Here is a 26,402-nt window from a genome sequence, read left to right as displayed (position 1 = left end):
CGACGCGTCAGGTGTTCCGCCCGCCGTTGACGCCGATGACCTGCCCGGTGATGTAGCCGGCCGCCTCGCTCACCAGGAACGCGCAGGTGGCGGCGACGTCCTCGGGCCGGCCGATCCGGCCGACCGGGGTCCGCGCCGTCTGCTGGTCGACGTCGACGAAGCCGCGCTGCACGGTCCGGCGCAGCATGGGGGTGTCGATGAAGCCGGGCGGGATCGTGTTGACCGTGATCCCGTGCCGGCCGAACTCCAGGGCCAGGACCTTGGTGAGGCCGACCACGCCCGACTTCGCCGCCACGTAGCCGGCCATCCTGGCGGCGCCGCTGTGCACGCTCGACGACGAGATGTTGACGATGCGGCCCCAGCCCTCCTCGACCATGTCCGGGAGTACCGCCTGGCAGCAGTCGAACGTGCCGGTGAGGTTGACGGCCAGCAGCCGGTTCCAGGTCTCGGCGGTGAGGTCGAGGAACGGGCCGTCGATGGACACCCCGGCGCTGTTCACCAGGATCGTCGGCCGGCCGAGCCGGGCCCGCACCGCGGCGACCCCGGCGTCGATGCCGGCGCGGTCGGTCACGTCGACGGGCAGGCCGATGGCCTTGCCGCCGGCGTCCTCGATCGCCGCGGCCGCGGCCTCGGCACCGTCCGGGTCGAAGATCGCCACCATGGTGCCGTCGGCCGCGAGCCGCCGGCCGATCGCCGCGCCGATGCCCGAGGCGCCCCCGGTGACGATGGCGGTGCGGGCGCTCATCGGATCGGCTCGTCGCCGGCGAGGGTCGACCGATGCATCCTGCGCGGCTGCCGCCGGTCGAAGGGGCACGCGCGGTGGACCAGGCCCCGGTTGTCCCACATCACCATGTCGCCCACCGACCAGGTGTGCCGCAACACCCGGTCCGGTGTGGTGGCCCGCCGTTCGAGGTCCGCCAGCAGCGCCCGGCCCTCCTCGACGTCCATCCCCACGATGTGCGAGGCGGTCGCCCCGAACACCAGTGAACGCCGTCCCGAGCGGTGCTCCCACACCAGCGGGTGCTCCCGCGCCGCCCGCGACGCCCACTCCGCCAACTGCTCCGGCGTCGGGTCCGGGTAGGTCAGCCGCTGGATCGCCTCGAACGCGTGGACCACCCGGAGCCCGGCGTAGAGCTCCCGCTCCACGGGGGAGAGGGCGTCGTAGGCCGCGTAGGTGCTGGCGAACTCCGTCTCGCCACCCGCCGTGGCGGTCACGTGGGCGCTCATCACCGAGGCCTTGGCCGGGATCTCGTCCAGGGCGCCGTCGATGTGCCAGTAGTCGTTGCTCGCGAAGTACTCCGCGTTCGGGTTGCCCGGGTCGAAGCTGATCTCCATGACCTCCGGGATCGGGTAGTTGCGGAACTTGACCGGCTCGCCCAGCCGCCGGCAGAACGCCACCTGCGCGTGGTCGTCGATGTGCAGTTCGCGGAACAGCAGCACGCCGTGCTCTTCGAGCGCCTCCATGCACGCCGCGGGCAGGTCGTCGTCGTTCAGCAGGCGGTCGACGTCGGCGTCCAGCACCTCCACCCCGACGGTCTCACCCAGTTTCCGCGTGGCGATCGCAGCCATCCGTCGCTCCTCTCTCCGGACCGGTGGCCCGGTTCTCGGCCGTGGGAACGGCGTGAACCGCTCAGTCAGGGATGTGCGTCTTCCGCTGGTTGGTCAGCGGGCGCCGGTAGGAGGGATCGTCCTTGCCGCGGGCCGGCGTGCCGTTGAGGTGGATGTCCGGCACTTCCGCATACGGGATGGGCATGGTGGGGGCCGTTCCGGACCATTCGATGGCGTTGGTGCGCAGGGCGATCCGCCACCGGCCGTCGCGGCGCTCCAGCCGGTCGAGGTAGCGCCCGCCCGCGATCCAGTTGCTGTCGTCGCGGTTGCGGCCGACGAACAGGTAGTACGTCTCGGTGTGGGCGACGTCGCCCTCGATGTCGCAGGTGTGGTTCAGCAGGTTGTGGTGCGTCGCCGACTGCCCCTGCCCGTGCAGTTCGGACGCCCAGTCGTAGAGATCCGCCGGCCCGCCGACGAACGGGCCCGCGGCGATGGTGGCATCGGCGTGGAAGGCTGAGAGGAAGAGTTCGCGGTCGAACCGGTCCATGCCCCGGCTGAACCGGACCAGGCAGTCGAGGACCTGCTGGCGGTCGAGCAGGTTGTCGAGTTCGGCGAGCTTCTCCGGGGTGATTGATGTGCTCATGCTGTCCTCCGGGACGTCTGACGGTGGTGGTCTCGCCCCGCTACACCGGTGACCAGATCGGGGCGCCGCGCGTGGCGCGCAGCGACGGGATCACCTTGTCGTCGAGGTCCTTGATGCCGTAGTCCTGCGCCAGTTCGGCGGTGATGAAGGTGCCGCCGGTGCGTTTCATGATTTCCGGATCGCCGGCGAGGGCCGCGATCACCCGTCCGGGGAACTCGGGCGAGCAGCCGTCCGCCGGTCGGGTGGCCGCCCCGCCCCGCAGGCCGGGAACGCCGGCCAGGTTGCGTTCGGCCCGCTCGGTGAAGGTCAGGCCCTGCCACAGCGAGAGGGAGGCCACCCCGTGCGGTTTCAGTTCGATGGCCATGTCGCGCGCCATCCGGTCCACGGCGGACTTGGCCGTGCCGAAGACGACCCCGTAGGTGTACGTCACGCCGGTGTATCCGGAGATGGCCACGATGAGGCCGGACCTCCGCGGTGCCATGATCTTGGCGGCTTGCCGGGCGGCCACGAAGTTCGAGCGCACCCCGACGTCGACCATCTTCCAGTCGGTGAGGGACCTCTCCCAGAAGGGCGTCGCGTCGGTCAGGTCCTCGGGCAGCGCGAAGGCGTTGTTGACCAGGATGTCGAGGCGGCCCCGCTCGCGCTCGACCTGATCGAAGAGGGCGGCGACGTGGTCGTCCTCCGCGTGGTCGACCTGGACGGCGACGCCCTCGCCGCCGCGGCGACCGCACTCCGCCGCCGTCTCGCCGATGGTGCCGGGCAGCGGGTACGTGCCGGGCGTGACCGTGCGGCCGGTGACGTAGACCGTGGCCCCCTGCTCGGCCAGCGCCAGCGCGATGCCTTTGCCGATGCCGCGGCTGGCACCCGTGACGACGGCGACTTTGCCTGACAGCGCACCCATGGAACTCCTCCTGGCGGGGACGATCACGTGCCGGCGTCCGGCGCGTGCGATGCGCCGGTCTCCGGCCCGCCCCGGGGCACCCCGGGGCGGGCCGGAGACCGGCGGGAGCCCGTCCTACGAGGCGGCGTCGGGTGCGTAACCGAGGATGCCCTTGGTCTCCAGGTAGTCGTGGAAGCCGAACTCGCCCCACTCGCGCCCGTTACCGCTCTTCTTGTAGCCGCCGAACGGGCAGTCGAAGTCGAACCCGCCGTTGACGACGACCCACCCGGAGCGGATCCGGCGGGCGACGGCGCGGGCCTGCTCCAGGTCGGTGCCCGCCACGTAGCCGGCCAGGCCGTACTCCGTGTCGTTGGCGATCTCGACGGCGTGGTCCAGGTCCTCGTAGCCGAGGATCGTGGCCACCGGCCCGAAGATCTCCTCGCGGGCGATGGTCATGTCGTTGGTGACGTTGGCGAAGACGGTGGGCTTGACGTAGAAGCCCTTCGCCAGCCCGTCCGGGCGGCCGGTGCCGCCGGTCACCAGCGTGGCCCCCTCGTCGATGCCCTTCTGGATCAGCCCCTGGACCTTCTCGAACTGGGCGGCCGAGGCCACCGGGCCCATCGCGACGTCGCTGGTGGGGTCGCCCACGGTCGTCTGCTCCGCGGCCTCTCGGGCGACGCCGATGGCCTCCTCCATGCGCGCGGCGGGCACCAGCATGCGCGAGGGCGCGCTGCAGCTTTGCCCGGAGTTGTTCATCATGTCGACCACGCCCGCGCGGACGTTCGCGGCGAAGGCGTCGTCGTCGAGGATGATGTTCGGGCCCTTGCCGCCCAGCTCCTGGGTGACCCGCTTGACGCCGGGCGCGGCGTTCTTCGCGACCTCGACGCCCGCGCGGGTCGAACCGGTGAAGGAGACCATGTCGACCTCGGGGTGGCTGGACAGCGGCACGCCGACGCCGGCCCCGTCACCCTGGACGAGGTTGAACACCCCGGCGGGAACGCCGGCGGCGTCCAGGATCTCGGCCATGATCTGCCCGGTGAAGGGCGACTTCTCCGACGGCTTGAGCACCATGGTGCAGCCGGTCGCCAGGGCCGGGAAGACCTTCACGGCGATCTGGTTCATGGGCCAGTTCCACGGGGTGATCAGGCCGCAGACGCCGATCGGCTCCTTGACGACCAGCGTGGCGCCGCGCTGCTCCTCGAAGACGAAGCTTTCCAGCACCTCGATCGCCCTGGTCAGGTGCCCGGCCCCCAGCCCCACCTGGAAACCGCCGGCGAGCCCGGCCGGGGCGCCCATCTCCTCGGTCAGTGCCGCGGCGAGGTCGCCCGAACGCCGCTGGTACTCCTCCAGGATGTTCTGCAGGACCTTGATCCGGTCCTCGCGGCTGGTGGCCGCCCAGCCGGCGAACGCCTTGCGGGCGGCGGTGACCGCCCGATCCACGTCGGCGGCCGAGCCGGCCGCCACCCGGCCGCAGACCTCCTCGGTCGCGGGGTTGACGACGTCCAGGGTCCGCAGCTCCGCCGGGTCGGTCCACTGGCCGCCGATGTAGAACTTCAGGTACTCACGCATGATTCGCACATTCCTCTCCGAAGTGCTCGTTGAATGTGTCCGGCGGGTGGGCCGTACGGGCCGGTGCGGTGGACGCCCCGGCCGTGCGGTTCGCGCCGGTGCGAACCGCACGGCCACGGCGGCGGGCCGGGGTCAGGTCACTGCGTGCCCTCCGCGTACCAGGTGCGGAACTTGTCGTAGCTGGGCATCTCCTCGGAGTTGGCCTTCGGGTCGACCGCCACGTGGACGACCGCGGTCTTGCCGCTGGCGTAGGCGCGCTTGATGGCGGGGGCGATGTCCTCGTCGCGCTCGACGTACTCGCCGTGGCAGCCGAAGCCCTCGGCGACCTTGTCGAGGCGGGTGTCCTTACTCCAGTGCGTGCCCGTCTCGCGCGACCCCTGGCCGAAGGTGCGCTTGTAGACGCCCACCTCCAGGCCCCAGGCGTAGTCGACGGCCACGACGCAGACGAGCGGCAGGCCCAGCCGCGCGGCCGTCTCCAGCTCGGCGATGTGGAACATGAACGAGGAGTCCCCGGTGATCAGCATCAGGGGACGCCTGCCGCCGTCCGCCACGCCGGCGCCGACGGCGTAGGGGAGCCCGGTGCCCAGGTGGCCGAAGTTCTGGTTCCACATCACGTCGTGCGGCTTGGCCTGCGAGTAGGTCCAGCCGAAGATGGTGGTGGCACCACCGTCGCGCACCATGATGCCGTCCGCCGGGAACACCTTGGTCGCTTCGACGATCAGCCGTGCGGGGTGCACGGGCGACATGCCGGAGGGGGCCGTCTCCGCCAGTTCCGCCAGCCGGGCGGCGTCCTGCCTGATCCAGCCGTCGAGTTCCGGGGACGGGGTGCGCGGTGTGTCCTTGAGCGCGTCGACGAGCTGCGGGACGATCGCCCGCAGGTCGCCCACCAGCGGTATGTCGATCGAACGGTTCACCCCGATCGCCTCGGGGTCCTGCTCGACGAGGATCCAGGTGCGGTTCGCCTCGTTCGCGACCCAGTGGTACCCCCGCCCGTAGTGGACCGGCTCGCCGAGTTCGGTGCCGATGGCCAGGCACAGGTCGGACTGCACCACCGCCTCGACCCCCGACGGCGAGAAGGCGTAGGGGAAGGTGCGGTCCTCCAGGCCCTTGATGTACGAGGTACCGCCGGAGGTCTGGATGACCGGGCAGGCCATCAGGTCGGCGAGCTGCCTGACCGCCTCCCCGCCGCGGGCGGTGTGGACGCCGTGGCCGACGAGCAGGACCGGCTGCTTGGCCGCGCGGATGGCCTGCGCGGCCTCAGCGATCTTGTCCGGGCCGGCCTGCTGGCCGACCAGGCGGTAGGACGCGGGCGGCACCGCCGGCGGGACGTCGAGCTCCTCCTGGATCACGTGGGAGGGGTACTCGATGTAGACCGGGCCCGGCGTTCCCGACAGCGCCTGGCGCAGGCCCTCGCGGACGATCTCGTCGGTCTGGTCGGCGTACTCGATGCTGGCGCAGTACTTCACCGAGGGCTCGAACAGGCCGGCCTGCTGGACGAACTGGATGCGGCCGCGGCGGACCCGCTGCTCGGTGATGCGGGCGCGCTGCCCGCCCAGGAAGATCACCGGCGAGTTCTCCACCATGGCGCACATGATGGCCGGGGCCAGGTTCGCGACGCCGGGGCCCAGCGTGCCGATGCACACCGCGGCCTTCCCGGTCATCCGCGACACCGCCTCGGCCATGAAACCGGCGGACGCCTCGTGGTGCGGGGCGACCACGTTCCAGCCGCGTTCCTCGGCCAGGTGGAACAGGTGCACGAAGTTCGGATCGGGAATACCGAAGATCGTGTTGATTCCCTCGGCCTCGAAGAGCTGCAGAAGGCGCTCGTAGACCTTTACCGCCATGGTTGATTCCACTCCCATTCTGGTTACTGGCGGCCCTGTGTCGCCATCGCGAAGCTGTTGCGGATGTGGTCGACATGGGCCGAGGGGACGACCGGCAGGACCCAGGGGTCGCCGGTGTCGCGGATGGCGTCGATCTGCTCGCCGACCTGCTCGATCGACCAGGAGGGCCGGTACACGCCCGGGGTCTCGGCGATGAAGGCCCGCGCCACCCGGCCGGCGATCGTCACCAGCATCTCCCCGGTGATCGAGCAGGACTCGTGCGCGAGCCAGCCCACCACCGGGGCCGCCAGTTCCGGCCCCATGGGCGGGTAGGCCGAGGTGTCGATCCCCTCGGCCATCCTCGTCAGGGCGCCGGGGACGATGACGTTGCATTTCACGCCCGCGTCGGCCCCTTCGAGCGCCACCACGTTGGACAGCCCGATCATGCCCGCCTTGGACACGGCGTAGTTGGCGACCTTGTGGTTGCCGTACAGGCCGCCGATCGACGAGGTCAGCACGACGCGGCCGTAACCCGCGTCGCGCATCCGGGGGAACGCCGCCCGGACGACGTGGAAGGCGCCCCGCAGGTGGACGTCCAGGACGTCCTCGAAGTCCTCGTACGTCATCTCCGTCAGCGACGCCGGCCGGTGGATCCCGGCGTTGTGGACGAGGACGTCGATCCGGCCGTAGTGGTCGAGCGCCGACTCGATGATCGCCTGGCCGCCCTCGGCCGTCGCCACGGACTCGGTGCAGGCGACGGCCTCGCCGCCTGCCGCCGCGATCTCCTTGACCACCTCGTCCGCGGGACCGGTGTCGGCGCCGTCCCCGCGCAGGCTGACGCCCGGGTCGTTGACGACGACCTTGGCCCCCTGGGCGGCGAGCAGCAGGGCGTAGGCGCGCCCCAGCCCCCGACCGGCGCCGGTGATCACGGCCACCCGGTCGTCGAACCTGAGTTCAGGCATGGAATGTTCCTCTCACGACGCGGGTGCCCGTCACTTGTCCAGGACGAGACCCTCCAGCTCGCCCGTGTCACGCCATGCCTGCAGCACGTCCTCCATCGCGTAGAAACCGGGCCAGTAGGGCTCGCCCAGGTGCGACCGGATGTTCTGCTCGCCCTCGTTGTTGTAGTAGCCGGGCGTGCACTCCCGCTGGAAGTTGCTGTTGTCGACCGCGGTCTCCCGGACGGTCTTGCACCACTCGTCCTGGGCCGCCGCGGTGGGCTCCACGGCCGCGACGCCGCGCTCCAGGGCCACCTGGACGATGTAGGAGATGTGGTCGGCCTGCTGCTCGAACATCGCCGTCGTGCTCGCGGTCACGCCGCCCTGGAGGAACCCGGTGAAGAACAGGTTGGGGAAGCCGTGGCTGGTGATGCCGTGCAGGGTGCGGTAGCCCTTGGCCCAGTGGTCGTAGAGCGACAGGCCGTCCCGGCCGGCGAACGGCTGGATGCCGAAGCGGCGGTCGAGGTCGGTGGTGATCTCGAAGCCGCTGGCGAAGATGATGCAGTCGACCTCGTGCTCGACGCCGCCGGCGATGATGCCGGTGGCGGTGATGCGCTCGACGCCCTTGGTGCCGGACACGTCGACGAGGGTGACGTTGGGGCGGTTGAAGGTCGGCAGGTACTGGTCGTTGAAGCACGGCCGCTTGCACAGGAAGCGGTAGTAGGGCTTCAGCGCCTCGGCCGTCTCCGGGTCCTCGACGAGGCTGTCGATGCGGTCGCGCAGCCGCTGCATCGCCTTGTAGTCCTCGAGTTCCCGCAGTTCCATGAACTTCGCGGGGTCGGCCAGCGCGGCCCAGCCGCCGGTGGCGTCCAGGTGCGCGGCCAGGTTGCGGCTGACCTCGGTCCAGCCGTCGCAGACCAGGTCCGGCTGGCCCGGGGCGAAGGCCTCGAACGCCGCGGTGTGGAAGTTGCGCCGCAGCTCCTTCTGCCAGCCCGGCTTCAGCGTCTTCACCCACTCGGGGTCGGTCGGCACGTCACCGCGCTCGTCGATGTACGACGGGGTCCGCTGGAAGACGTACAGGTGCTCGGCGGAGCGGGCGATGTGCGGGATCACCTGGATGCCGCTCGCGCCCGTGCCGATCACGGCGACCTTCTTGCCGGCGAGCCCGTCCAGCCCGCCCTTCATGTCGCCGCCGGTGTACTCGTAGTCCCAGCGCGCGGTGTGGAAGGTGTGGCCCTGGAAGTCGGTGATGCCGGGGATCCCGGGGAGCTTCGGCTTGTTGAATGGCCCCTGGCACATGACGACGAAGCGGGCGCGGATGTCGTCGCCCCGGTTGGTGCCGAGCCGCCAGCGCTTGATCGACTCGTCCCATTCCGCCGCGCGGATCAGGGTGTGGAAGAGCGCGTTCTCGTAGAGGTTGAAGTGCTTCCCGATGCGCTGGCAGTGCTCGAAGGCCTCGTCCCCGTGCGCGTACTTCTCCTTCGGCATGTAGCCGACCTCTTCGAGCAGCGGCAGGTAGCAGTAGCTGTCGGTGTCGCACTGGATGCCGGGGTAGCGGTTCCAGTACCAGGCGCCGCCGAAGTCGCCCGCCAGGTCGATGATCCGGAAGTTGTCGACACCGGCCTGCCGGAGCCGGGCCCCGGCGATGAGGCCGGCGAAGCCGGCGCCGAGGACCGCCACGTCGATGTCCGCCGAGATCGGGGAGCGCGGCTCGACCGGCATGTACGGGTCGGCCTCGTAGAAGTCCTCGAACTCGCCTTCGGTCACCAGGTACTGCTGCTGGCCCTCGGGGCGCAGGCGCTTGTCGCGCTCGGCCAGGTACTTCGCCCTGAGGGCCGCGTGGTCGATTTCGGGTGTCTGGGTGGGTTCGCAGCTCTGCATGCGGGATCCTCGGCTCAGGGTCGTTCGCTGTGGGGAACTGGGCGGGGACGTCGGGGACTTCAGTCGAGCTCGCGCGGCGCGCCGGTGCCCATGTACTTGGCCAGGTTGTGGTGCAGGTTCACGGTGGCGCGCTCGCGGTAGGGGTTGGGCTTCGGGCCGGTGAAGCCGCGCGCCTTCATGCCCTGCTGGACGGCCGCCATGTTGGAGAAGTCCTGGGGCAGGACGGTGCGCCAGTTCGGGTCGTCCTGCGGCGTGTAGAGCCACTCGGTCTCCGGCTCCTCGCCCTGCGGGAAGAGCTGGTAGACGGCGACCTCGAAGATGCACTTGTCGGGGTCGTAGCCGTAGGGCCGGGCGTTGTAGCACAGCATGTTGTTCTGCCCGTGGCCGATCTGGAAGTTGGGGAAGATCTGCCAGGCGGTGCCGCTCTTGGCGACGATTTCGGGTTCGACGGTCGGCCAGACCACGCCGCGCTCGGCGTCCTCACGCCGGGCCGTCTCCAGCCAGTACTTCGCCACCTGGTCGGGGGGCGTGCCCTCCGGCAGCTCGTCGACCAGCCGGTTCGCGACGTCCACCAGCGTCTCGGTGGTGTTGGTGTTGGCGTTCTCCCAGATGAAATTCTGCATCTCGGCCGTCGACACGCGGGCGTCGACACCGCCGCCGATCCGCAGCTTGCCCTGGTTCTCCTCCAGGCCCTTGGGCGCCTCGAAGCCGATGTTGCTGTGCCTGCCCTGGATCCTGGACCAGCCGAGGAAGCTGCCGAAGGGGATGAACTCCGGGTGGGTGTAGGGCACGTGGTAGGTCTCGTTGAACGCCTCGAGGGCGACCTTCCAGTTGCAGTCGAAGACCAGCCAGCGGCGCCACCGGTAGCGGAACCGTTCGAGCTGGAAGGCGTCGAGCAGGGTGGCCGCGGGCTCCAGGTAGTCGCGCAGCGGCTCGCAGTCCGGATCCATGTTGATCCAGATCCAGCCGCCCCAGGTGTCGACCTTGACGTCCTTGAGCCGGATCTTCTCGTCGGCCAGGCTGCCCTGCCAGTCCTCGCGCTCAGGCACGTGGGTGCACTGGCCTTCGATGTCGTACCGCCAGCCGTGGAAGCCGCAGACGAACTGCCGGCCACGGCCGCGGGCGTCCCGCGCGCCCGGCGGGGTGTCGACGAGCCGGCGGCCCCGGTGCGAGCAGACGTTGTAGTACGCGCGGAGCCGGTCCGGCGCCGTGCGCATGACGATGATCGAGTCATCGAGGATGTCGTAGGTGAGGAAGCTGCCGACCTCGGGAAGCTCCTCGACGCGACCGACCTGCTGCCACACCTTGGCCCACAGCTGGTCGCGTTCGGCCCGGGCGTACTCCTCGGAAAGGTACGCCTCGACGGGGATCGTGAGCGGTTTCACCAGCGCTTCGGCCGTCGCGGAAACCGTTTCCCGGGGGGTTTCGAGAGTTTCGCTCATGGCATTCTCCAACTCACGTCGGGAGTGATCGGGGCGGGTCCGGTCACCAGCGGGTGATGGCGGCGCGGAACGACTCGTCCTTGAGGAAGAGGGAGGTGTTGTCGGCGTCCAGCCAGCTCCACCTGAGGTTGAGGCCGCCGTCCACCAGCAGGGTCTGTCCCGTGATGTAGGACGACAGGTCCGACAGCAGGAAGAGGATCGGCCCGGCCTGTTCCTCCGGGCGGCCGCGCCGCCCCATGGCGATGGCGCGGCGGTCGCGCTCGGGGTCCTCCTCGACGTAGGTCAGCGAGGCCGGGGTCGCGGTCACCCCGGGGGCGACGGCGTTCACCCGGATCTCGTGCTGGGCCAGTTCGACGGCCATCGTGCGGGTCGCGGCCACCAGCGCCGCCTTGGCCGTGCCGTAACCGATGTGGAACGGCGCGGTGTTCATGCCGCTGATCGAGGAGATCGAGACGATCGACCCTGGGCGGCCCGCGGACCTCAGTTCCTCGGCGACCGCCTGGCTCATGAAGAACATCGTTTCGAGGTTCTGGGTGAACAGCGCCCGCCAGGACTCCCGGCTGACCCGGGTCGACGGCATCCAGTCCGTGGGGGCGGCGCCGCCGGCGACGTTGACGAGCCCGTGCAGGTCGCCTTCGGTGCGCCCGACCTGCTCCAGCACGGTCGCGATGCCCTCGTCGGTGGCGGCGTCGGCCGCGACCGGCACGATCGGCAGGCCCTCCGCCACCAGCGGGCCGATGTGGGTGTCGAGGTTCTCCTTGGACCGGCTCACCGCGATCACGGTCGCCCCGGCCCGGGCGACCATGCCCGTCACCGTGGTGCCGATGCCGCCGCCGCCCGCGCCGGAGACGATGACGATGCGCCCGTCCAGCTTGATGAAGTCGTGCTCCACGGCCCGGCTCACCTGTCCTTCCGGATCGCCAGGACGCTGCCCTCGGCGTCGGCGGAGACGTAGAGCGTGCCGTCCGGTCCGGCGGTGATGCCGGCGAAGAGCCCCTGGGGTCCGGAGAACGGCGGCAGCCCCTTGAGGGGTTTGGGGTCCACCCCGAGCGGGGCGCCCACCGGCAGGTCGCGGGCGATCGTGGTCCGGGCCTTGCTGTCGAGGTCGACCTCGACCAGCGACTTGGCGCCGGCGTCCACGATCAGGAGCTTCCCGCCGCGGACCAGGATGCCCTGCGGCGTCTCCAGGCCGTCCACCACGGTGTCGACACCGGAGCCGGTGACCGAGACGACGCGCCCGGCGCCGGACTCGGAGACCAGGCAGGTGCCGTCCGCGCCGAACGCCACGCCCATCGGCCGGTTCAGTCCGGAGGCCAGGGCCGACACCTCGCCGCCCCGCACGGACAGCACGCGGCCGGTGCCGAGCTCGGCGGCCACCACGCCGCCGTCGGGCGCCACCGCCACGCCGTAGAGCTGGTCGAGCGGCTCGGTCTCGCCGGCCAGCACGTCGTGTTCGCCGGCGGCGGGCCGCCACCGCGCGATCTGGCCGTTGGAGGTGGTGACGACGAACTCGCCCGCGCCGGTGGCGGTCACCCCGCGGATGTAGCCCGGCCAGCCGGGGCTGAAGAGCATCCCCAGCATCCGCAGCTCGCCGCCGGGCGCCAGGACGTAGAAGTACGTGCCGTCGGAGAGGTACAGGGTGCCGTCGGCGTCCACGGTGAGGTCCAGCGGCCAGGTCAGGCCGCCCGGCAGCACCGCCCGGGTCTGGCCGCCGCCGAGGATTTCGGTGATCTGCCCGGTGAAGCTGGAGACGAACAGGCGGTTCCCCACGAACGTCAGGTTGTCCAGACCGGGGGCGATGGTGGCCAGGACGGTGCGCTCGCCGCTGCGGGGGTCGATGCGCAGCACCTCTCCGGTGCCCACTTGGGTGGAGACGATGTGGCCCTCGGCGTCGAACTTCACCGCGTCCGGGACGCCCAGGTCGCCCACCACCCGCTCGGGCTCGCCGCCGTCCGGGTCGATCCGCCAGATGTCGTTGGTGCCGAGCATCGGGTAGTACAGCTTGCCGTCCGGCCCGAACTCCATGGCGTTGGGCATCGGCAGGTTCTCCAGCAGCACCCGGGGCGCCCCGCCGCCGAGGTCCATTTCCAGCAGGCGTCCGCCGATCCGGCACTCGTTGACGAACAGCCGGCCCTGGTGGAAGGTGATGCCGTTCGCGCCCGGCACGTCGTCGCGCAGCACCCGGGAGCGGCCGTCGGTGCCGCGCACGCTCACCCGCCCGTCGTAGTACTCCGTGGCGTAGAGGTTGCCCTCGGCGTCGAAGGCCACGTCGTCGGGCGCGACGATGTCGGCGCCCTGCGCGCTGACGGTGTGCAGCTCGCCGGTGCCGACGTCGAGCGCGCTGATCTGGCTGCCGGCCACCTGCGCCACGTAGACGCGGCCGTCCGGGCCGGTGCGCAGCCCGTTCGCGCCGAAGAGCCGGCTCGGCGGGGTGAGCCGTTCCAGGCTCCATCCCTCGGCGAGGCTGATTGACGTTGCGCTGGCATAGCGCGTCTCTTGCAGCGACATGGCGGCTCCCGGCAACCTCGTCGTTAAGGCCGAATTTCCCGCTGTGATGAGGGCTCACAGGCGATATGGCGTTTGTTTCGGCCGGGCGAGGTGACCTTTAAAAAACAGGAAGGTTCGTTCGCGCCCGTTCGCCGATACAGCTGGCCTAACCGCTCTGAATGCTCCACACCATGTTCCAAATATCTACTCTGAGCAGCGGGAACACTACTCTCAGAATGTGGAAATGATGCTTCCACAAAGTGGTTACCTCGTCAACCCTCGGCGCCTCGTCGCGGTGGCAAGGGGGAATTGACACTCCGCGATTGGATTGCGAATTGACAAGTGGGTGTTGACACTTTGAATTCGGCGACCCACACTTGGCTCATGCTTCTCCCCGATCTCGGTGCGCTCATCACCGAAGTCGACCGCACCTGTGGCGACGCCCGCGACGATGCGGGACAGGCGCAGCCGGACGGGATCGACCGCCTCAGGGCGGCGATCGCGATGGCCGACCAGCTCCGCGGACTCGCCGACGACCTCGTCGAGGGCTACGTCGAGCACTGCCGTCTCCACGGCCACTCGTGGGCCCAGATCGGGGCGGCGCTGGGCGTCACCCGGCAGGCGGCCCAGCAGCGCTACCTCGCACCGCACCGGGCGTACGAGCCCGAGGAGTTCGCCGAGGAGATCTGCACGGCGGTGGGCCACATGAAAGAGGCCGCCATGCGGTACCGCAACAACTTCATCGGCACCGAGCACGTGCTCTGCGGGCTGCTCGCCGAGAACAACAGCGCGGTCCATCTCCTGGCGTCCCTCGGCGTCCCGGCCGACTCCCTGCGGCAGCGGATCCAGGGCTCCCTGACCATGGGGGCCTCCCAGGCGGCCAAGCGCATCGCCTGGACCCCCTACACCCGCAAGGCCCTGGCCGCGGCTCATGAGCTGGCGGCCGAAGACGAGGGTCCGGTCACCTGCAGGCACCTCCTCCTGGGGCTGGCCGCGCTCGGCCGGGGGCCGGCCGCCGCCGCGCTCGCCGAAGCGTCCGTCGATCGCTCGGTCCTGGCCAAGGCCCGGTCGCCGGAGGGCATCCGCTCGGATCGCTGAAGGTTCGACGTGCCAGGGGCGGTCGCTCCGCGCGTTGCGGGACCCCACCTGCGTGGGCGTCACGGGTGATTGCCGTAGCATCTCCATCATTGTAAAGATTGATACTATGGTTCGGCGGTGTCGTCCCTGGAGACCGTGCGCACCCGGGTGCGGCTCGCGCCGGGGCCGACGGCGGCGACGCGCGGCCGCGGAACCCGGCGGGAGACGGTGATGCCAGGCGAACACGCACAGCAGATTCCGCTGGACGAGCTGCGCACCCGACTCAGGCAGTGGTGCGCCGAGCACGTCCCGCACGACTGGCGCCGGCAGCAGACCGGCGCCGGCCACCAGGAATACGTCCGGTTCCAGCACTGGTGGTTCGACGAGCTCAGGGCCGCCGGCTACGCCGTCCCGCACTGGCCGGCGGCGTGGGGCGGGGGATTCGACCTGGCCCGGCAGGCGGTGATCTTCGAGGAGCTGGCCCGCGCCGACGCCCCCCGGCTGAGCCTGCACTTCGTCTCGCTGCACCACGCCGCGGGGACCTTCCTCGGAGCCGGGACGCCGGAACAGCGCGACCGGTACCTGACCGGGATCCTGGAGGGCGCCGTCTGGTGCCAGGGCTTCTCCGAGCCGGAGGCCGGGTCCGACCTCGCGTCGCTGCGCACCCGGGCCGAGCGGCGCGGGGACGTCTACGTCGTCAACGGGCAGAAGATCTGGGCCAGCGGCGCCGCCTACGCGCAGCACTGCCTGCTGCTCGTCCGGACCGACCCCGCCGCACCGAAGCGGCGCGGCATCTCCTACCTGGTCCTGGACATGGACTCGCCCGGGGTGCTGGTGCGGCCAACCCGCCAGATCACCGGCGAGGAGCACTTCTGCGAGATCTTCCTGACCGACGTGGAGATCCCGGTCGGCAACCTCATCGGGGCGGAGAACGACGGCTGGCGGGTGGCCCAGAGCACCCTCGCCTCGGAACGCGGCGGCACCATGATCGAGCTGGCCGAACGGCTGGCGGTCGGCCTCGGCTGGCTGCTGGGCGAGGTGAACGGGGCCGGTGGGAAACCGACGGCCGGCACGGTCGCCGGCGACCGTCTGGCGCGGCTGGCCCGCGAGGTCCAGGCGCTGCGGCTGCTGGTCCGGCAGGTCATCACGCGGCCGAGCGCGGAGCTCGCGCAGGGGGCGCACGCGTCCGTGGTGAAGCTCTACTACAGCGAACTGCTGCAGCGGCTGACCGGGTTCGGCATGGAGCTGGCCGGCCTGGACGGCCAGCGCGCCACCCGCCGCCCGCTGAGCTCCGGCTGGGAGTCCGGCACGTGGCTGCTGGACCACATCGGCTCGTGGGAGTGGACCATCCCCGGCGGCACCAGCGAGATCCAGCGCAACATCATCGCCGAGCGGGCGCTCGGCCTGCCCCGGGAGCCCGCCGTATGACCGACCAGATGACCGACCAGACGACCGGCCAGACGACCGGGTCTCCGGAGGACGACGACCGCGCCGCGATCCGCGACCTGGCCCGGCGGCTGGTGGCCACCACCTTCCCGCCGGCCCGCGCCCGGGGGGTCGCGGAGAAGGGCGGCGCCCCGGACGCCGACCTCGACCGCGAGCTCGCGGCCGCCGGTCTCACCGGCCTGGAGATCGCCGAGAAGTACGGCGGGGGCGGCGGCTCGTTCACCGAGCTCGCCGTCGTCCTGGAGGTCCTGGGCGAGCACGTCGGCGCCTCGACGCTGCTCTCCAGCGCCGTCCTGTGCTCGGGAGCGCTGTCGCTGGCGGGGACCGAGGCCCAGCGCGAGCGCTGGCTGCCGCTCCTGGCGGCCGGGACCGTCTCGGGAACGGCCGCGCTGGGGGAGTGGCTGGGGGGCCGGGACCGGGTCGTGGCGACGCGTACCGACGGCGCCTGGACGCTGAACGGCCGGGCCGGGAACGTGCTCGACGCCCGGGCCGGCCGTCTCCTCCTGATCCCGGCGTGCACTCCGGACGGCTGGCTCGTGGCGCTGGTCGAGCCGTCCGTCCCGGGCCTGACGATCACGCCGCAGGCGCAGACCGACGAGACCAGATGCCTCGACGAGATCACGCTCGGCGCCGTCGGCGTGTCCGACGCCGACGTGCTCGCCGTGGACGGGGCCGACACCGCGGACGCGACCCGGCTGCTCGGCGCGCTCGCCAACCGCGCGGCGGCGGCCGTCGCCGCCGACTCGGTCGGCAACGCCCGGCGGGTGCTCGACATGACCGTCGGCTACGTGCAGCAGCGCCGGCAGTTCAACCGGCCCGTCGGCTCGTTCCAGGCGGTCAAGCACCAGGCGGCCGACATGCTCGTCAACCTGGAGACGAGCGCCGCGCTCGTGGACGAGGCGGCCCGGGCGGTGGCCCACGACCCGTCGTCGTGCGACCTCGCCGTGTCCCTGGCGAAGGACCACGCGTGCGAGCTGGCCGCCCGCAACGCGGGGACCGCGCTGCAGCTCCACGGCGGGATCGGCTACACCTGGGAGCACGACCTGCACCTGTACCTCAAGCGCGCGCTGCTCAACGAGTTCCTCTTCGGCGAGCCGCGGTGGCACCGCGACCGGGTGCTGCGCGGCCTGCTGGCCGACGACGGGTTGCCCGGCCCGTCCTGACCCGGGCCGGAACCGGCCTGCGCGCCGGCTCAGCGGTGCGGGCGCGCGGGCACGGGGAAGAGCGCGGCGAAGCCGTCCTGCCGCACGCGCCCGGTGAGCAGGGCCGTCGAGCCCATCCGCCCGACCGGCCGCCGCAGGACCGGCTGGAGGTGCCGGTCGATGACGGCGAGGTCGTGCTCCTCGCACAGCCCCATCGCCCCGAGGATCTGGTGCGTGTGGGCGAGGACGCTCTGGGCCGACTCGACCATCTGCACCCGCAGCGCCAGCAGGTCGGCGCGGCCGGCCTGCCCGGCCTGCATCAGCCACCAGGTGTAGCGGGCCAGCTCGTCGAGGCTGTCCCGGGCCAGGAGCAGGTCGGCGATCCGCCAGCGGATCTCCCCGAAACGTCCGATGGGCACGCCGAACTGGCGGCGTTCCCGGGCGTGCCGCAGGGCCAGCTCGGCGGCCTCCGCCAGCGCCCCGGCGACCCAGAACGCGTCGAGCAGCAGGTGCATCTCGACCGCGCCGTCCAGCGGCGGGCCGGTCTCGCGGCCGGCGAGCCGCACGTCGCAGCCGAACGGGTCGAGGGGGGCGTGCCGGTGCCGGTCCACGGTCACCGAGAACACCCGCCCGTCCCGCAGGTCGACGGCGGCCGGGTTCGCGACCACGTCGGCGTGGTCGAGCGCGGTGCATTTCCCCAGCACGAGGTGCACCCCGCCGCAGTCGTCGCGGGCGGGCGGCGGCACGGACAGGACGTGGACGAGCGGCCAGGGCAGCACGGCCCGGCCCGCCTCGCGCACGGCCAGGGCGGCGGCGGCCGACTCCTCCTCGTCCCCCCACGGGTCGAGTGAGAGCGCGCCGAGCGCCTCCAGCCGCGGGCGGACCACCTCGGCGCGGTGGCCCGGTTTCGCCTCGGCCCGCCGGGCCGCCTCGACCCCGTCCAGGGACCGGACCACGTCGGACACGGTCTGCGCGTAGGAGCTGGCGCTCTGCGGCCATTCACGACGCACGGGCGGCACCTTCCAGCGCGGCGCGGGCGATGACGAGGCGCTGCACCTCGATCGTGCCCGACGCGATCGTCGCCGACCGTGAGTAGCGCAGCACGTCTTCGACGTGGCCGAGCAGCCCGCCTCCCGGGTCGGGCGCGAGCCCGTCCGCGCCGCACACGTCGGCGGCCAGCTCGGCGACCTCCTGGTCGAGCTGGATCGACGCCAGCCGGGCCAGGGACGCCTCCTGGTCGGTCAGCTCGCCCGCCTCGTTGAGCGCGACGGCGCGATAGCTGAGCAGCCGTGCGACCCGGGCGTGCACCAGCGTGCGGGCGTACTCGCCGGCGGCGGCCGGCTCGTCCAGCCCCTCGTGGCCGGCGAGTTCGGAGAGCACCCGGTCGTCCCGTGCGTATCTCGGGATGCCGATGCGTTCGTGTTTGAGCACGAGCCTGATCACGTCCCAGCCCCGCCCGACGTCACCGAGCACCGCGTCGTCGCCCACCCGAACGTCGTCGAAGAAGACCTCGTTGAGGTGCTGCTCGCCCATCATCGAGTCGATCGGGACCACGTTGATCCCCGGGCTGTCCATGGGCACCAGGAAGATCGTGATGCCCTCGTGCTTCTTCTCCGAGCGGGACGTCCGGGCGGCGAGGAAACACCACTGCGCCAGGCCGGCGTAGGACGTCCAGATCTTCTGGCCGTTGAGCACCCACTCCGCGCCGTCGCGGCGCGCGGCGAGCTGGAGCGAGGCGAGGTCGGTGCCCGACTCGGGCTCGCTGAACCCCTGGCACCAGACCGCGGTCCCGCCGGAGATGCCGGGCAGGTGCCGGGCGCGCTGCTCGCTCGTCCCGACCTCCATGAGGACGGGACCGACCCAGTTGAGCCCCATGTACTGCGGGCCGCGCGGCTCGAAGTGGGCCCACATCTCCTCGCGGAGCACCGTCTGCTGCCACAGGTCCGCGCCCGCGCCGCCGTACTCGGTCGGCCAGCTCAGCGTCAGCAGGTTCTCGTCCGCGAGGCGCCGGCAGACCCGGGCGACGACGGCCTGGACGTCCGGGGCGAGGGAGAACGAGGTGGACCAGCCGTCGGGCAACTCTTCGGCGAGCAGGGCGCGGAGCCGGGTGCGCAGCGCCCTCGCCGCGGCTCCGAGGTCGAGGTCCATGCCGCCGCCCACCCCTCGCGTTGTCATTCTAAAGATTTTAAAGATATATAGGATAGAAATCTCGCCCGTCAAGGTGGGGAACCCTGTTCCGCCCGAGCTCGGAGGTACTGCGGCAGTGGCTGACGACGACCAGGACGACGCGCTCACCCGGACCGACGGGGTGCTCCTCAGCCGGATGTCCGGCTCGACCCTCGTGGTCACCCTCAACCGCCCGGACCGCGCGAACGCCCTCGACGACGAGCTGATGGACGCGCTGGCCGGCCTCTGGACGGCCGCCGCGGCGAACCGCTCGATCCGCTGCGTGGTCGTCACCGGAGCCGGGCGCGCGTTCTGCTCCGGCGCGGACGCGTCCATGCTCGCCGGAACCCGGCGCGCCCTCGGCGACACCGCCTGGGAGGAACTGGACTTCCTGCCCGGCCACCGGCTGGCGGTGCCGGTCGTGGCGGCCGTCAACGGTGTCTGCGCGGGCGGCGGGCTGCACTTCGTCGCCGACGCGGACATCAGCGTCGCCGCGCGGTCGGCCCGGTTCCTCGACCCGCACGTCAGCGTCGGGAACGTCACCGCCCTCGAACCGGTCATGCTGCGGCTGCGGATGCGCGTGGACGTCCTCACCCGGATGGTGCTCCTCGGCCGCGAGGAAGTCCTCGACGCCGCGGCCGCCGAGCGCGCCGAACTCGTCAGCGAGGTCGTCCCGGACGACGAACTCCTGCCGCGGGCGCTCGCGCTCGCCGCGGCGGTGGGACGCAACTCGCCGGAGGCCGTCCGGCTCAGCCGGCGCGTCCTGCGCTCCTTCGAGGAGCGGCTTCTGGGAGCCGACCTCGACCTGGGCTGGGAACTGGTCCGCCGGCACCGCGCCCACCCGGACGCCACCGAGGGCCCCCAGGCGTTCCTCGACAAGCGCCCACCACGCTGGTCGGCCGACTGACCCCGGCGGGTGCCCGCCTGGCGCGACCTGGCCACGGGCTTCACCTGTTGACGTCGCAACGCCGTCATGGAAGCCTAATCTCCAACGCGAGAATTAAATTCTCGTAAGTTGGAAGTGTAGATGAGCATGCGGACTACGGTCCCGAGCCCGCACGCGGACCGGGTCCTCGGACGGACGGAGGGGGAGTGCCGGATGTGCCTGCCCCGCCGCCGGAGGAGCGGCGGGACGAGCCGACGCGCGCCGCGCCGGCGCCGGCTCGCCTGATGCCCGACGGGCGGCGTGACCCGGGGCATGCCGACGGTGCTCGTCCACCGTCCCCAGCCGGCCAGGCCGGGCAGCTGATGCGCGGCGAGCACCAGCTGCCCGGCCTGGCCTTCACGACCAGCGCCCGCCAGGTCACCGCCGTGACCCGGCTCGGCAACGGCCTGAGATGTTCCTCGCTCCGGCGGCACGGGACGTTCCGCCGGGGCGAGGACGTGACGCCGTGCACGGATGAGGACGGAACATCCTCGAACAGCAGCAGGACATCCGCATCGCGGTGTCGAAGGGAGCGGTACAGCCGGTGAACGACTTCCAGGAGCCCGACTTCTTCCGGGGCGAGGATCTCGTCGATGATCCTTACTCGTACTTCAAGTCCCTGCGTGAGGAGTGCCCCGTACGGCGCGAACCCCACCACGGCGTGGTGATGGTGACGGGGTACGACGAAGCCGTTCAGGTGTTCAACGACAACAAGACGTTCTCGTCGTGCATCTCGGTGACCGGTCCGTTCCCCGGATTCCCGGTTCCGCTCGAGGGCGACGACGTGACCGAGCTGATCGAGCAGCACCGGGACGAACTCCCGATGAGCGACCAGCTTCCGACGCTCGACCCGCCGGTGCACACCGACCACCGCGCGCTGCTGATGAAGCTGATCACGCCCCGGCGCCTCAAGGAGAACGAGGACGCCATGGGGCAGCTCGCCGACCGGCTGCTGGACACGTTCCTGGCCCCCGGCGAGGGCGAGTTCATCAACGGGTTCGCGGCCCCCTTCACCCTGCTGGTCATCGCCGACCTCCTGGGCATGCCCGAGGAGGACCGCGACGAGTTCGCCCGGACGCTCCAGCAGGGGGAGCACGCCGGCGGCGGCATCGGGAGCACCAAGGACGCGCTGGCGCACTCCCCGCTGGAGTACCTGTACGCGCGGTTCGTGACCTACATCGAGAACCGGCGCCGCGAGCCCGGCAGCGACGTGCTCTCGGGGATGGCCGCCGCCACGTTCCCCGACGGCTCGACGCCCGACCCCGAAGACGTCGCGCGGGTCGCCTCCAACCTCTTCGCCGCGGGCCAGGAGACCACCGTCCGGCTGCTCGGCGCCGCCCTCAAAGAGCTGGCCGAGCGTCCCGAACTGCAGCGGCAACTGCGCGAGGAACCCGACCGCATCCCCAACTTCATCGAGGAGTCGCTGCGGACGGAAAGCCCGATCAAGGGTGACTTCCGGCTGTCGCGCGTCCCGACCACGGTGGGCGGGGTCGACATCCCCGCCGGCACCACGGTGATGGTGCTCAACGGGGCCGCGAACCGCGACCCGCGCCACTTCGAGGACCCCGAGACGTTCGACCCCGCCCGCGGGAACGCCCGCCACCACCTCGCGTTCGGCCGCGGCATCCATACCTGTCCCGGCGCGCCGCTCGCCCGCGCCGAGACCCGGGTGGTCCTCCAGAAGCTCCTCGCCCGCACGACCGACATCAGGCTCGCCGAGAGCGTGCACGGTCCCGCGGACGCCCGCCGTTACCGGTACCTGCCGACCTACATCCTCCGCGGGCTGACCAACCTGAACCTGGAGTTCACGCTCGCCGAGGACACGTCCCGGTGAAGGCCGCAGTCGACGAGGACCGCTGCCGCGGGCACGGCGTCTGCAACGCGCTCTGCCCCGAGGTGTTCACCCTGACCGACGACGGCTACGCCGAGGTGCGGGTACCGCAGGTGCCCGCCGAGTTCGAGGAGACGGTCCGCACCGCCGTCGGCCAGTGTCCTGAGCGTGCCATTACGGTGAGCTGAGGTCGTCGTGCCCCGCGCTTCCGGCTCGGGGCACGGCCCGGGCACCGAAACCCAAGGAGGGTCCCATGCCCAAGGCATATGTCATTTTCACCGAGGCCATCAAGGACCAGGCGGGCATGGACGCCTACGGCCAGGCGGCCGCGTCGGCGATGTCCGGGGATCTCCAGCTGCTGGCGTTCGACTCGCAGCCGCAGACCCTCGAAGGCGAGTGGCACGGCGACCGGACGGTCGTCCTGGAGTTCCCCTCGGTGGAGGCGGCCCGCGCCTGGTACGAGTCGGCCGAATACCAGAAGGCGAAGGCGCTGCGGCAGGCCGCGGCCGACACCAACGCCGTGATCATCTCCGGTCTCTAGGCACCGGTGCGACCCGGCCAGAGCCGCCGGCGCACACGTAGGTGATCGTTGAGGAGGGAGGGGGCTGCAGCCCCCTCCCTCCTCAACGATCATTCCGGCATGGGGCCGGGGCGGGCGCGGAGCAGCCGTCAGTGGGACCGCGGGGCCGCCGACCTCGCTTCGAGACAGGCTCTAGGCACGCAGCGGCTGTTCCGGATTTTCGAGGCGTACGGGCGCGGGTGCCCGGAGGCGGAGGATACGGCGGGCCGTGCCGAGCAGATGGTGGCGCAGGGTGTCGTTGTCGATGCCGATCAGCCGGGAGTCGGTGCCCATGATCAGCAGGCCGCTGACCATGGCCGCGTTGACGAGCGCCTCGGCGTCGGGTTCGGGACCGACCAGCAGCAGGGTGATGCGCTGTTCGAACTCCTGCAGGACGGGCTGGTCGCGGGTGAGCCGGATGATGGCGGGGTCGGATTGCAGGATGGTCGTCAGCTGGCGGTTGTCCACGACGAGGTCGACCAGGCCGGACAGGACGGTCTCTATCCGCTCGGACCGGCGGCGCTGCCGTTCCGCCGCCTCGATCACGTGGGCGAGCCGGTCGAGGGCCGGGGCCACCACCGCCCAGACGATGTCGTCCTTGCTCTGGAACTGGTAGTAGACGGCGGCCTTCGTGACGCCGAGCTCGTCGGCGATCATCTGGAGGGAGGTGCCGTTGACGCCGTGGCGGGTGAACAGGCCCACGGCGACGGCCAGCAGCCGCTCTCGGGCCGCTCCCGGCCGCTGACTCTTCTGGACCATCACCGGAACCCTACCAACGGAACCGAACAGGTTTCGGACGATCATGGGTGGCGGGCCCGGGTTGTGCGCAGGTTCACGTCGGCGGACCGGTGCGGGCGGGATGTCTATAACTTCTGTGAGCACCATCTAGCCGATCGGCTAGAAAATTTATAGCCGATCGGCTAGACACGGCCTTGCCGTCTTATTAATGTGTGTTCTCCTCGGTGTCGTCTCTCGCATTCCGCGGGCGGTGAGTGTCGAGGAGTACGCAGTTGTCAATATGCTCGCCTTTGCTGCGCGATGAAACCTTCCCTTGAGATTCTCGCGTAGATCGTGAAGACACGGCCGACGACGCATTTTCAATGCCGTGAACGGGTTGGCTGTACGCCCTTCAGGCATGTTCATTGTGCACTATAAGTGCAGTTCAGAGCGCCAACATTGCGATTGGTGGAACCAATGTCACCATTGTCTGATTTACTGCAACGGTCACGGTGATATGTGGATTTCGGGTCTTGTCCACTGCCGCTTAAACCTCTATGTTACTCGCTGGAAACATGCTGCGATGAGTAGCGGTAGAAGGGGCTCGGAAAATGACGAAAAGATTTCCCGGCATCGCGATCCGGCGCCGTTCCCGCAGGTACCGGAGCCTGCGCGCCTCGTTGACGGTGGCCCTGGGCGCCGCACTCGTACCCGCCGGCCTGCTCGCGGGAGCCACCGCGGCGCAGGCGGCCCCCGCCCCGGCGGAGGACCCCTTCTACACGCCACCGGCACCGTTGCCCGCGGGGCAGCCGGGAACCGTCATCCGCTCCCGGCAGTCCAGCTTCTCCGGCGACTCCAAGGTCAAGTCCTGGCAGGTGCTCTACAGGTCCGAGTCGGCCACCGGCGCGCCGATCGCGGTGTCGGGGACCGTCCTGGTGCCCGGTTCCGCCTGGTCAGGCTCGGGCCCGCGCCCGCTGGTCTCCTACGGCGTGGGCACGCGCGGCCTGGGTGACGGCTGCGCCCCCTCGTACACCCTGACCCCGGGCGGCTTCGACTACGAGAGCGGGTTCATCAACGACGCGCTCAAGAAGGGCTGGGCCGTCGCGGTAACGGACATGCAGGGGCTCGGCACCCCCGGCGTGCACACCTACGAGGTGGGCCGCGCACAGGGCAAGGCCGTGCTCGACATCACCCGTGCCGCCCAGCGACTGCCCGGCACCGGCCTGACCGCGGCCAACCCGGTGGGGCTGCTGGGTTACTCCCAGGGCGGCACCTCCGCCGGCTGGGCCGCCGAACTGGCCCCCTCCTACGCGCCCGAACTCGCGCTCAAGGGCATGGCGGCCGGCGGTGTCCCCGCCGACCTCACCGCGGTGGCACGCGGCCTGGACGGCGGCTTCGCCGTGGCGTTCGCCTTCATGGCGGCCGTCGGCTACGACACCGCCTACCCGGAGCTGAACCTGTCCGGCTACCTCAACGACGCGGGCAGGAAACTGCTGGCCACCAGCCAGAGCATGTGCCTGGTGAGCATCGACGGGGTGGCCAACTTCCTGGGGACCGCGTTCAAGCGCATCTCCGACTACACCACCTCGGACCCGCTGGCCACCCCGGCCTGGCAGCGGCGGCTGGGCGAGAACAAGCTCGGCTCGACCGCCCCCACCGTGCCAGTGTTCATGGGACACGGGCAGGGCGACCAGATCATCCCCTTCGCCCAGGCCGAGCAGCTGCGCCGTGACTGGTGCGGCAAGAACGTCAACGTCACCTGGAAGACCTACCCGATGCTCGGACACGCGTTCGGGATGCTCTTCGCCCAGCCCGACGCCCTGACGTTCCTGGCCGACCGCTTCGCCGGAACCCCCGTCCGGGGCAACTGCTGACTCCCGCACACGCTCGACCCGGCCGCCGCCGGAGATGGTGGCGGCCGGCTCCCACCGGATGATTTGGAGCCCGCCATGTCAGACAACGCCTCCCCCCACCCGGGGTGACTCATGAGCACCGGACTCATCGACGACTGCAGGGAGTCCCTGACCCGGACAGGCGGACGCCCTGCCCCATGGCGAGAACTTCCCCGGGAGCTCGCCGACGTCCTCCAGCCTGAACTGGCGAGTCTCGCCGACGAGATCGTGGCGGAGATCCGGCACGGTGTTCCGGAGTTCGACCGCCCGTTGCAGGGCGCGTTCGGGGCGGGCATCCGGCTGGGCGTGGAGCAGGGACTGCGCCAGTTCGTCGGCCAGATCGCCGACCCCACCGCACCCGCGCCGCACGATCCGAGCGTCCCCCGGGCGCTCGGCCGGGGCGAGTTCCACGAGGGGCGCAGCATGGACGCCCTGCAGGCCGCCTACCGGATCGGTGCCCGCGCCGCCTGGCGCCGCTTCGCGGCCTGCGCCATGCGAGCCGGCCACTCGGCCGAAACCCTGTGCGCCCTGGCGGAGGCCGTCTTCGCCTACATCGAGGAGGTCGCAGCCCACTCGGTGTACGCCTACTCCGAGCTGGCGGCCGAGGCCACCGACACTTCGCAGCGGCGCCGCCGCCGGCTGCTGGAACTGCTCACCACCGTCGGGCAGCCGGTCTCGCACGAGGCCGTCGTCCGGCTGGCCACCGAATCCGGCTGGCGGGTGCCCGCCCGGGTCGCGTGCGTGGCGCTGAGCGGGTCCTGGCAGGACCGGCATCTGGTGTCGCCCGCGGTGAGCCCGGACGTGCTGATGGACCTGGAGAGCCCCGAACCGTTCCTGCTGGTTCCCGACGCCGACGGCCCCGGCCGGCAGGAGATGCTCGTACGCGCCCTGGGCGACTCGGTCTTCGCGGTCGGCCCGACCGTCGACCTCGCCGAAGCGTCGCTGTCCCTGCAGTTGGCCCGCCGGACCCTCGCCCTGTGCCACCGCGGCGTCATCACGGCCGGCTCGCCCGTGCGCGCCGCCGACCACCTGTCCACCCTGCTCCTGTTCGGCGACGAGGACATCGTCGAGCTGATGACCCGTGACGAGTACGCCCCGCTCGCGGAGATGCCCCCCGCCAGGCGCGAGCGGCTGGTGAAAACGCTTTTCGTCCTGCTCACCCAGGGCGGCAGCGCCCCCGAGATCGCCGGCCGCCTGCACGTCCACCCGCAGACCGTCCGCTACCGCATGAACCTGCTGCACGAGCTGTACGGCCCGCGGTTGCACGATCCCGACTGGCGCTTCCGCATGCAGATCGTCCTGCGCAGGCAGATCCTCCTCGACGGTACGGCCGGGCACGTCGCCGCCGGGGGACGATGACGGGAGCGGCGCCCACCGGGCCGCGAGGAAAGGTTGAGAGCACGATCCTCGGCCTGGTGGGCGCCGCTGGTCGGCGG

General features: G+C 71.1%; 23 protein-coding genes. 9 read left to right on the top strand and 14 right to left on the bottom strand.

Annotated elements, in window-relative coordinates; translation table 11 throughout:
* Nucleotides 1-7: 7 nt before the first annotated feature.
* From DPM19_RS05365 to DPM19_RS05315, 11 genes are all read right to left on the bottom strand, one after another.
* Nucleotides 8-745 carry an SDR family NAD(P)-dependent oxidoreductase gene (locus tag DPM19_RS05365; protein ID WP_111863654.1) on the bottom strand — a complete coding sequence of 246 codons (738 nt, stop codon included), beginning with the start codon at nt 743-745 and terminating at the stop codon, nt 8-10.
* Nucleotides 742-1,569 carry a TauD/TfdA dioxygenase family protein gene (locus DPM19_RS05360; RefSeq protein ID WP_111863653.1) on the bottom strand — a complete coding sequence of 276 codons (828 nt, stop codon included), beginning with the start codon at nt 1,567-1,569 and terminating at the stop codon, nt 742-744. The genes DPM19_RS05365 and DPM19_RS05360 overlap by 4 nt, the downstream gene beginning before the upstream one ends.
* 61 nt (nt 1,570-1,630) lie before the next feature.
* Nucleotides 1,631-2,191, bottom strand: a complete 561-nt coding sequence (locus DPM19_RS05355; RefSeq protein ID WP_111863652.1) for a nuclear transport factor 2 family protein — start codon at nt 2,189-2,191, stop codon at nt 1,631-1,633.
* A gap of 40 nt (nt 2,192-2,231) precedes the next feature.
* A complete protein-coding gene (locus tag DPM19_RS05350; protein WP_111863651.1) occupies nt 2,232-3,092 on the bottom strand; it encodes an SDR family NAD(P)-dependent oxidoreductase in 861 nt (286 codons plus the stop codon).
* A gap of 114 nt (nt 3,093-3,206) precedes the next feature.
* A complete protein-coding gene (locus DPM19_RS05345; protein WP_111863650.1) occupies nt 3,207-4,640 on the bottom strand; it encodes an aldehyde dehydrogenase family protein in 1,434 nt (477 codons plus the stop codon).
* A 137-nt stretch (nt 4,641-4,777) separates the two neighbouring features.
* The gene (locus tag DPM19_RS05340; RefSeq protein WP_111863649.1) at nt 4,778-6,484 is read right to left on the bottom strand and encodes a thiamine pyrophosphate-binding protein; all 1,707 of its coding nucleotides are present in this window, start codon (nt 6,482-6,484) and stop codon (nt 4,778-4,780) included.
* A 23-nt stretch (nt 6,485-6,507) separates the two neighbouring features.
* Nucleotides 6,508-7,425, bottom strand: coding sequence for an SDR family NAD(P)-dependent oxidoreductase (locus tag DPM19_RS05335; RefSeq protein WP_111863648.1), 918 nt, complete (start codon nt 7,423-7,425; stop codon nt 6,508-6,510).
* Nucleotides 7,426-7,455: 30 nt separating this feature from the next.
* Nucleotides 7,456-9,282, bottom strand: coding sequence for a flavin-containing monooxygenase (locus DPM19_RS05330; RefSeq protein WP_111863647.1), 1,827 nt, complete (start codon nt 9,280-9,282; stop codon nt 7,456-7,458).
* A gap of 59 nt (nt 9,283-9,341) precedes the next feature.
* Nucleotides 9,342-10,724, bottom strand: a complete 1,383-nt coding sequence (locus DPM19_RS05325) for an aromatic ring-hydroxylating oxygenase subunit alpha (RefSeq protein WP_111863646.1) — start codon at nt 10,722-10,724, stop codon at nt 9,342-9,344.
* Between the two features lie 43 nt (nt 10,725-10,767).
* On the bottom strand, nt 10,768-11,628 hold the full coding sequence (locus tag DPM19_RS05320) for an SDR family NAD(P)-dependent oxidoreductase (RefSeq protein ID WP_199484868.1): 861 nt from the start codon (nt 11,626-11,628) through the stop codon (nt 10,768-10,770).
* Complete coding sequence (locus DPM19_RS05315) at nt 11,625-13,232, bottom strand: SMP-30/gluconolactonase/LRE family protein (protein WP_111863645.1); 1,608 nt, start codon at nt 13,230-13,232, stop codon at nt 11,625-11,627. Before DPM19_RS05315 ends, DPM19_RS05320 begins: the two co-directional genes overlap by 4 nt.
* A 363-nt stretch (nt 13,233-13,595) precedes the next feature.
* Between DPM19_RS05315 and DPM19_RS05310 the strand changes: the two genes are divergently transcribed.
* The 3 genes from DPM19_RS05310 to DPM19_RS05300 all read left to right on the top strand — a co-directional run bounded on the left by DPM19_RS05310 (nt 13,596) and on the right by DPM19_RS05300 (nt 16,897).
* Nucleotides 13,596-14,309, top strand: coding sequence for a Clp protease N-terminal domain-containing protein (locus DPM19_RS05310; RefSeq protein WP_199484867.1), 714 nt, complete (start codon nt 13,596-13,598; stop codon nt 14,307-14,309).
* Between the two features lie 117 nt (nt 14,310-14,426).
* Complete coding sequence (locus tag DPM19_RS05305; protein ID WP_199484866.1) at nt 14,427-15,716, top strand: acyl-CoA dehydrogenase family protein; 1,290 nt, start codon at nt 14,427-14,429, stop codon at nt 15,714-15,716.
* Nucleotides 15,713-16,897 carry an acyl-CoA dehydrogenase family protein gene (locus DPM19_RS05300; RefSeq protein ID WP_111863644.1) on the top strand — a complete coding sequence of 395 codons (1,185 nt, stop codon included), beginning with the start codon at nt 15,713-15,715 and terminating at the stop codon, nt 16,895-16,897. The genes DPM19_RS05305 and DPM19_RS05300 overlap by 4 nt, the downstream gene beginning before the upstream one ends.
* 29 nt (nt 16,898-16,926) lie before the next feature.
* Here the strand turns inward: DPM19_RS05300 and DPM19_RS05295 are convergent, their stop codons facing one another.
* The gene (locus tag DPM19_RS05295; RefSeq protein ID WP_111863922.1) at nt 16,927-17,886 is read right to left on the bottom strand and encodes an acyl-CoA dehydrogenase family protein; all 960 of its coding nucleotides are present in this window, start codon (nt 17,884-17,886) and stop codon (nt 16,927-16,929) included.
* The gene (locus DPM19_RS05290) at nt 17,876-19,051 is read right to left on the bottom strand and encodes an acyl-CoA dehydrogenase family protein (protein ID WP_233509857.1); all 1,176 of its coding nucleotides are present in this window, start codon (nt 19,049-19,051) and stop codon (nt 17,876-17,878) included. Before DPM19_RS05290 ends, DPM19_RS05295 begins: the two co-directional genes overlap by 11 nt.
* Before the next feature lie 88 nt (nt 19,052-19,139).
* Here DPM19_RS05290 and DPM19_RS05285 point away from each other — a divergent pair, with 88 nt between their 5' ends.
* The 4 genes from DPM19_RS05285 (at nt 19,140) to DPM19_RS05270 (ending at nt 22,339) form a co-directional block, all read left to right on the top strand.
* Nucleotides 19,140-19,949, top strand: coding sequence for an enoyl-CoA hydratase/isomerase family protein (locus DPM19_RS05285; protein ID WP_233509856.1), 810 nt, complete (start codon nt 19,140-19,142; stop codon nt 19,947-19,949).
* A 562-nt stretch (nt 19,950-20,511) separates the two neighbouring features.
* Nucleotides 20,512-21,801 carry a cytochrome P450 gene (locus tag DPM19_RS05280; RefSeq protein ID WP_111863643.1) on the top strand — a complete coding sequence of 430 codons (1,290 nt, stop codon included), beginning with the start codon at nt 20,512-20,514 and terminating at the stop codon, nt 21,799-21,801.
* On the top strand, nt 21,798-21,986 hold the full coding sequence (locus tag DPM19_RS05275; protein WP_111863642.1) for a ferredoxin: 189 nt from the start codon (nt 21,798-21,800) through the stop codon (nt 21,984-21,986). Before DPM19_RS05280 ends, DPM19_RS05275 begins: the two co-directional genes overlap by 4 nt.
* Nucleotides 21,987-22,051: 65 nt before the next feature.
* The gene (locus DPM19_RS05270) at nt 22,052-22,339 is read left to right on the top strand and encodes a DUF1330 domain-containing protein (protein ID WP_111863641.1); all 288 of its coding nucleotides are present in this window, start codon (nt 22,052-22,054) and stop codon (nt 22,337-22,339) included.
* A gap of 171 nt (nt 22,340-22,510) precedes the next feature.
* Here DPM19_RS05270 and DPM19_RS05265 read toward each other — a convergent pair whose 3' ends face one another.
* Nucleotides 22,511-23,116, bottom strand: coding sequence for a TetR/AcrR family transcriptional regulator (locus DPM19_RS05265; protein WP_111863640.1), 606 nt, complete (start codon nt 23,114-23,116; stop codon nt 22,511-22,513).
* A gap of 569 nt (nt 23,117-23,685) precedes the next feature.
* On the opposite strand from DPM19_RS05265, the gene DPM19_RS05260 reads away from it, so the two are divergent.
* Together DPM19_RS05260 and DPM19_RS05255 are read left to right on the top strand one after the other, a co-directional pair.
* Nucleotides 23,686-24,948 carry a lipase family protein gene (locus tag DPM19_RS05260; RefSeq protein ID WP_111863639.1) on the top strand — a complete coding sequence of 421 codons (1,263 nt, stop codon included), beginning with the start codon at nt 23,686-23,688 and terminating at the stop codon, nt 24,946-24,948.
* A gap of 111 nt (nt 24,949-25,059) precedes the next feature.
* Nucleotides 25,060-26,325 (top strand): PucR family transcriptional regulator, encoded by a 1,266-nt coding sequence (locus tag DPM19_RS05255; protein WP_146778743.1) that lies wholly within the window; start codon nt 25,060-25,062, stop codon nt 26,323-26,325.
* The last annotated feature ends 77 nt before the right edge of the window (nt 26,326-26,402 follow it).

This window comes from Actinomadura craniellae (assembly GCF_003289645.1).
In the GTDB taxonomy this organism is placed as follows: Bacteria; Actinomycetota; Actinomycetes; order Streptosporangiales; family Streptosporangiaceae; genus Actinomadura_D; species Actinomadura_D craniellae.
This window is presented reverse-complemented; position numbering and strand designations above follow the sequence as displayed.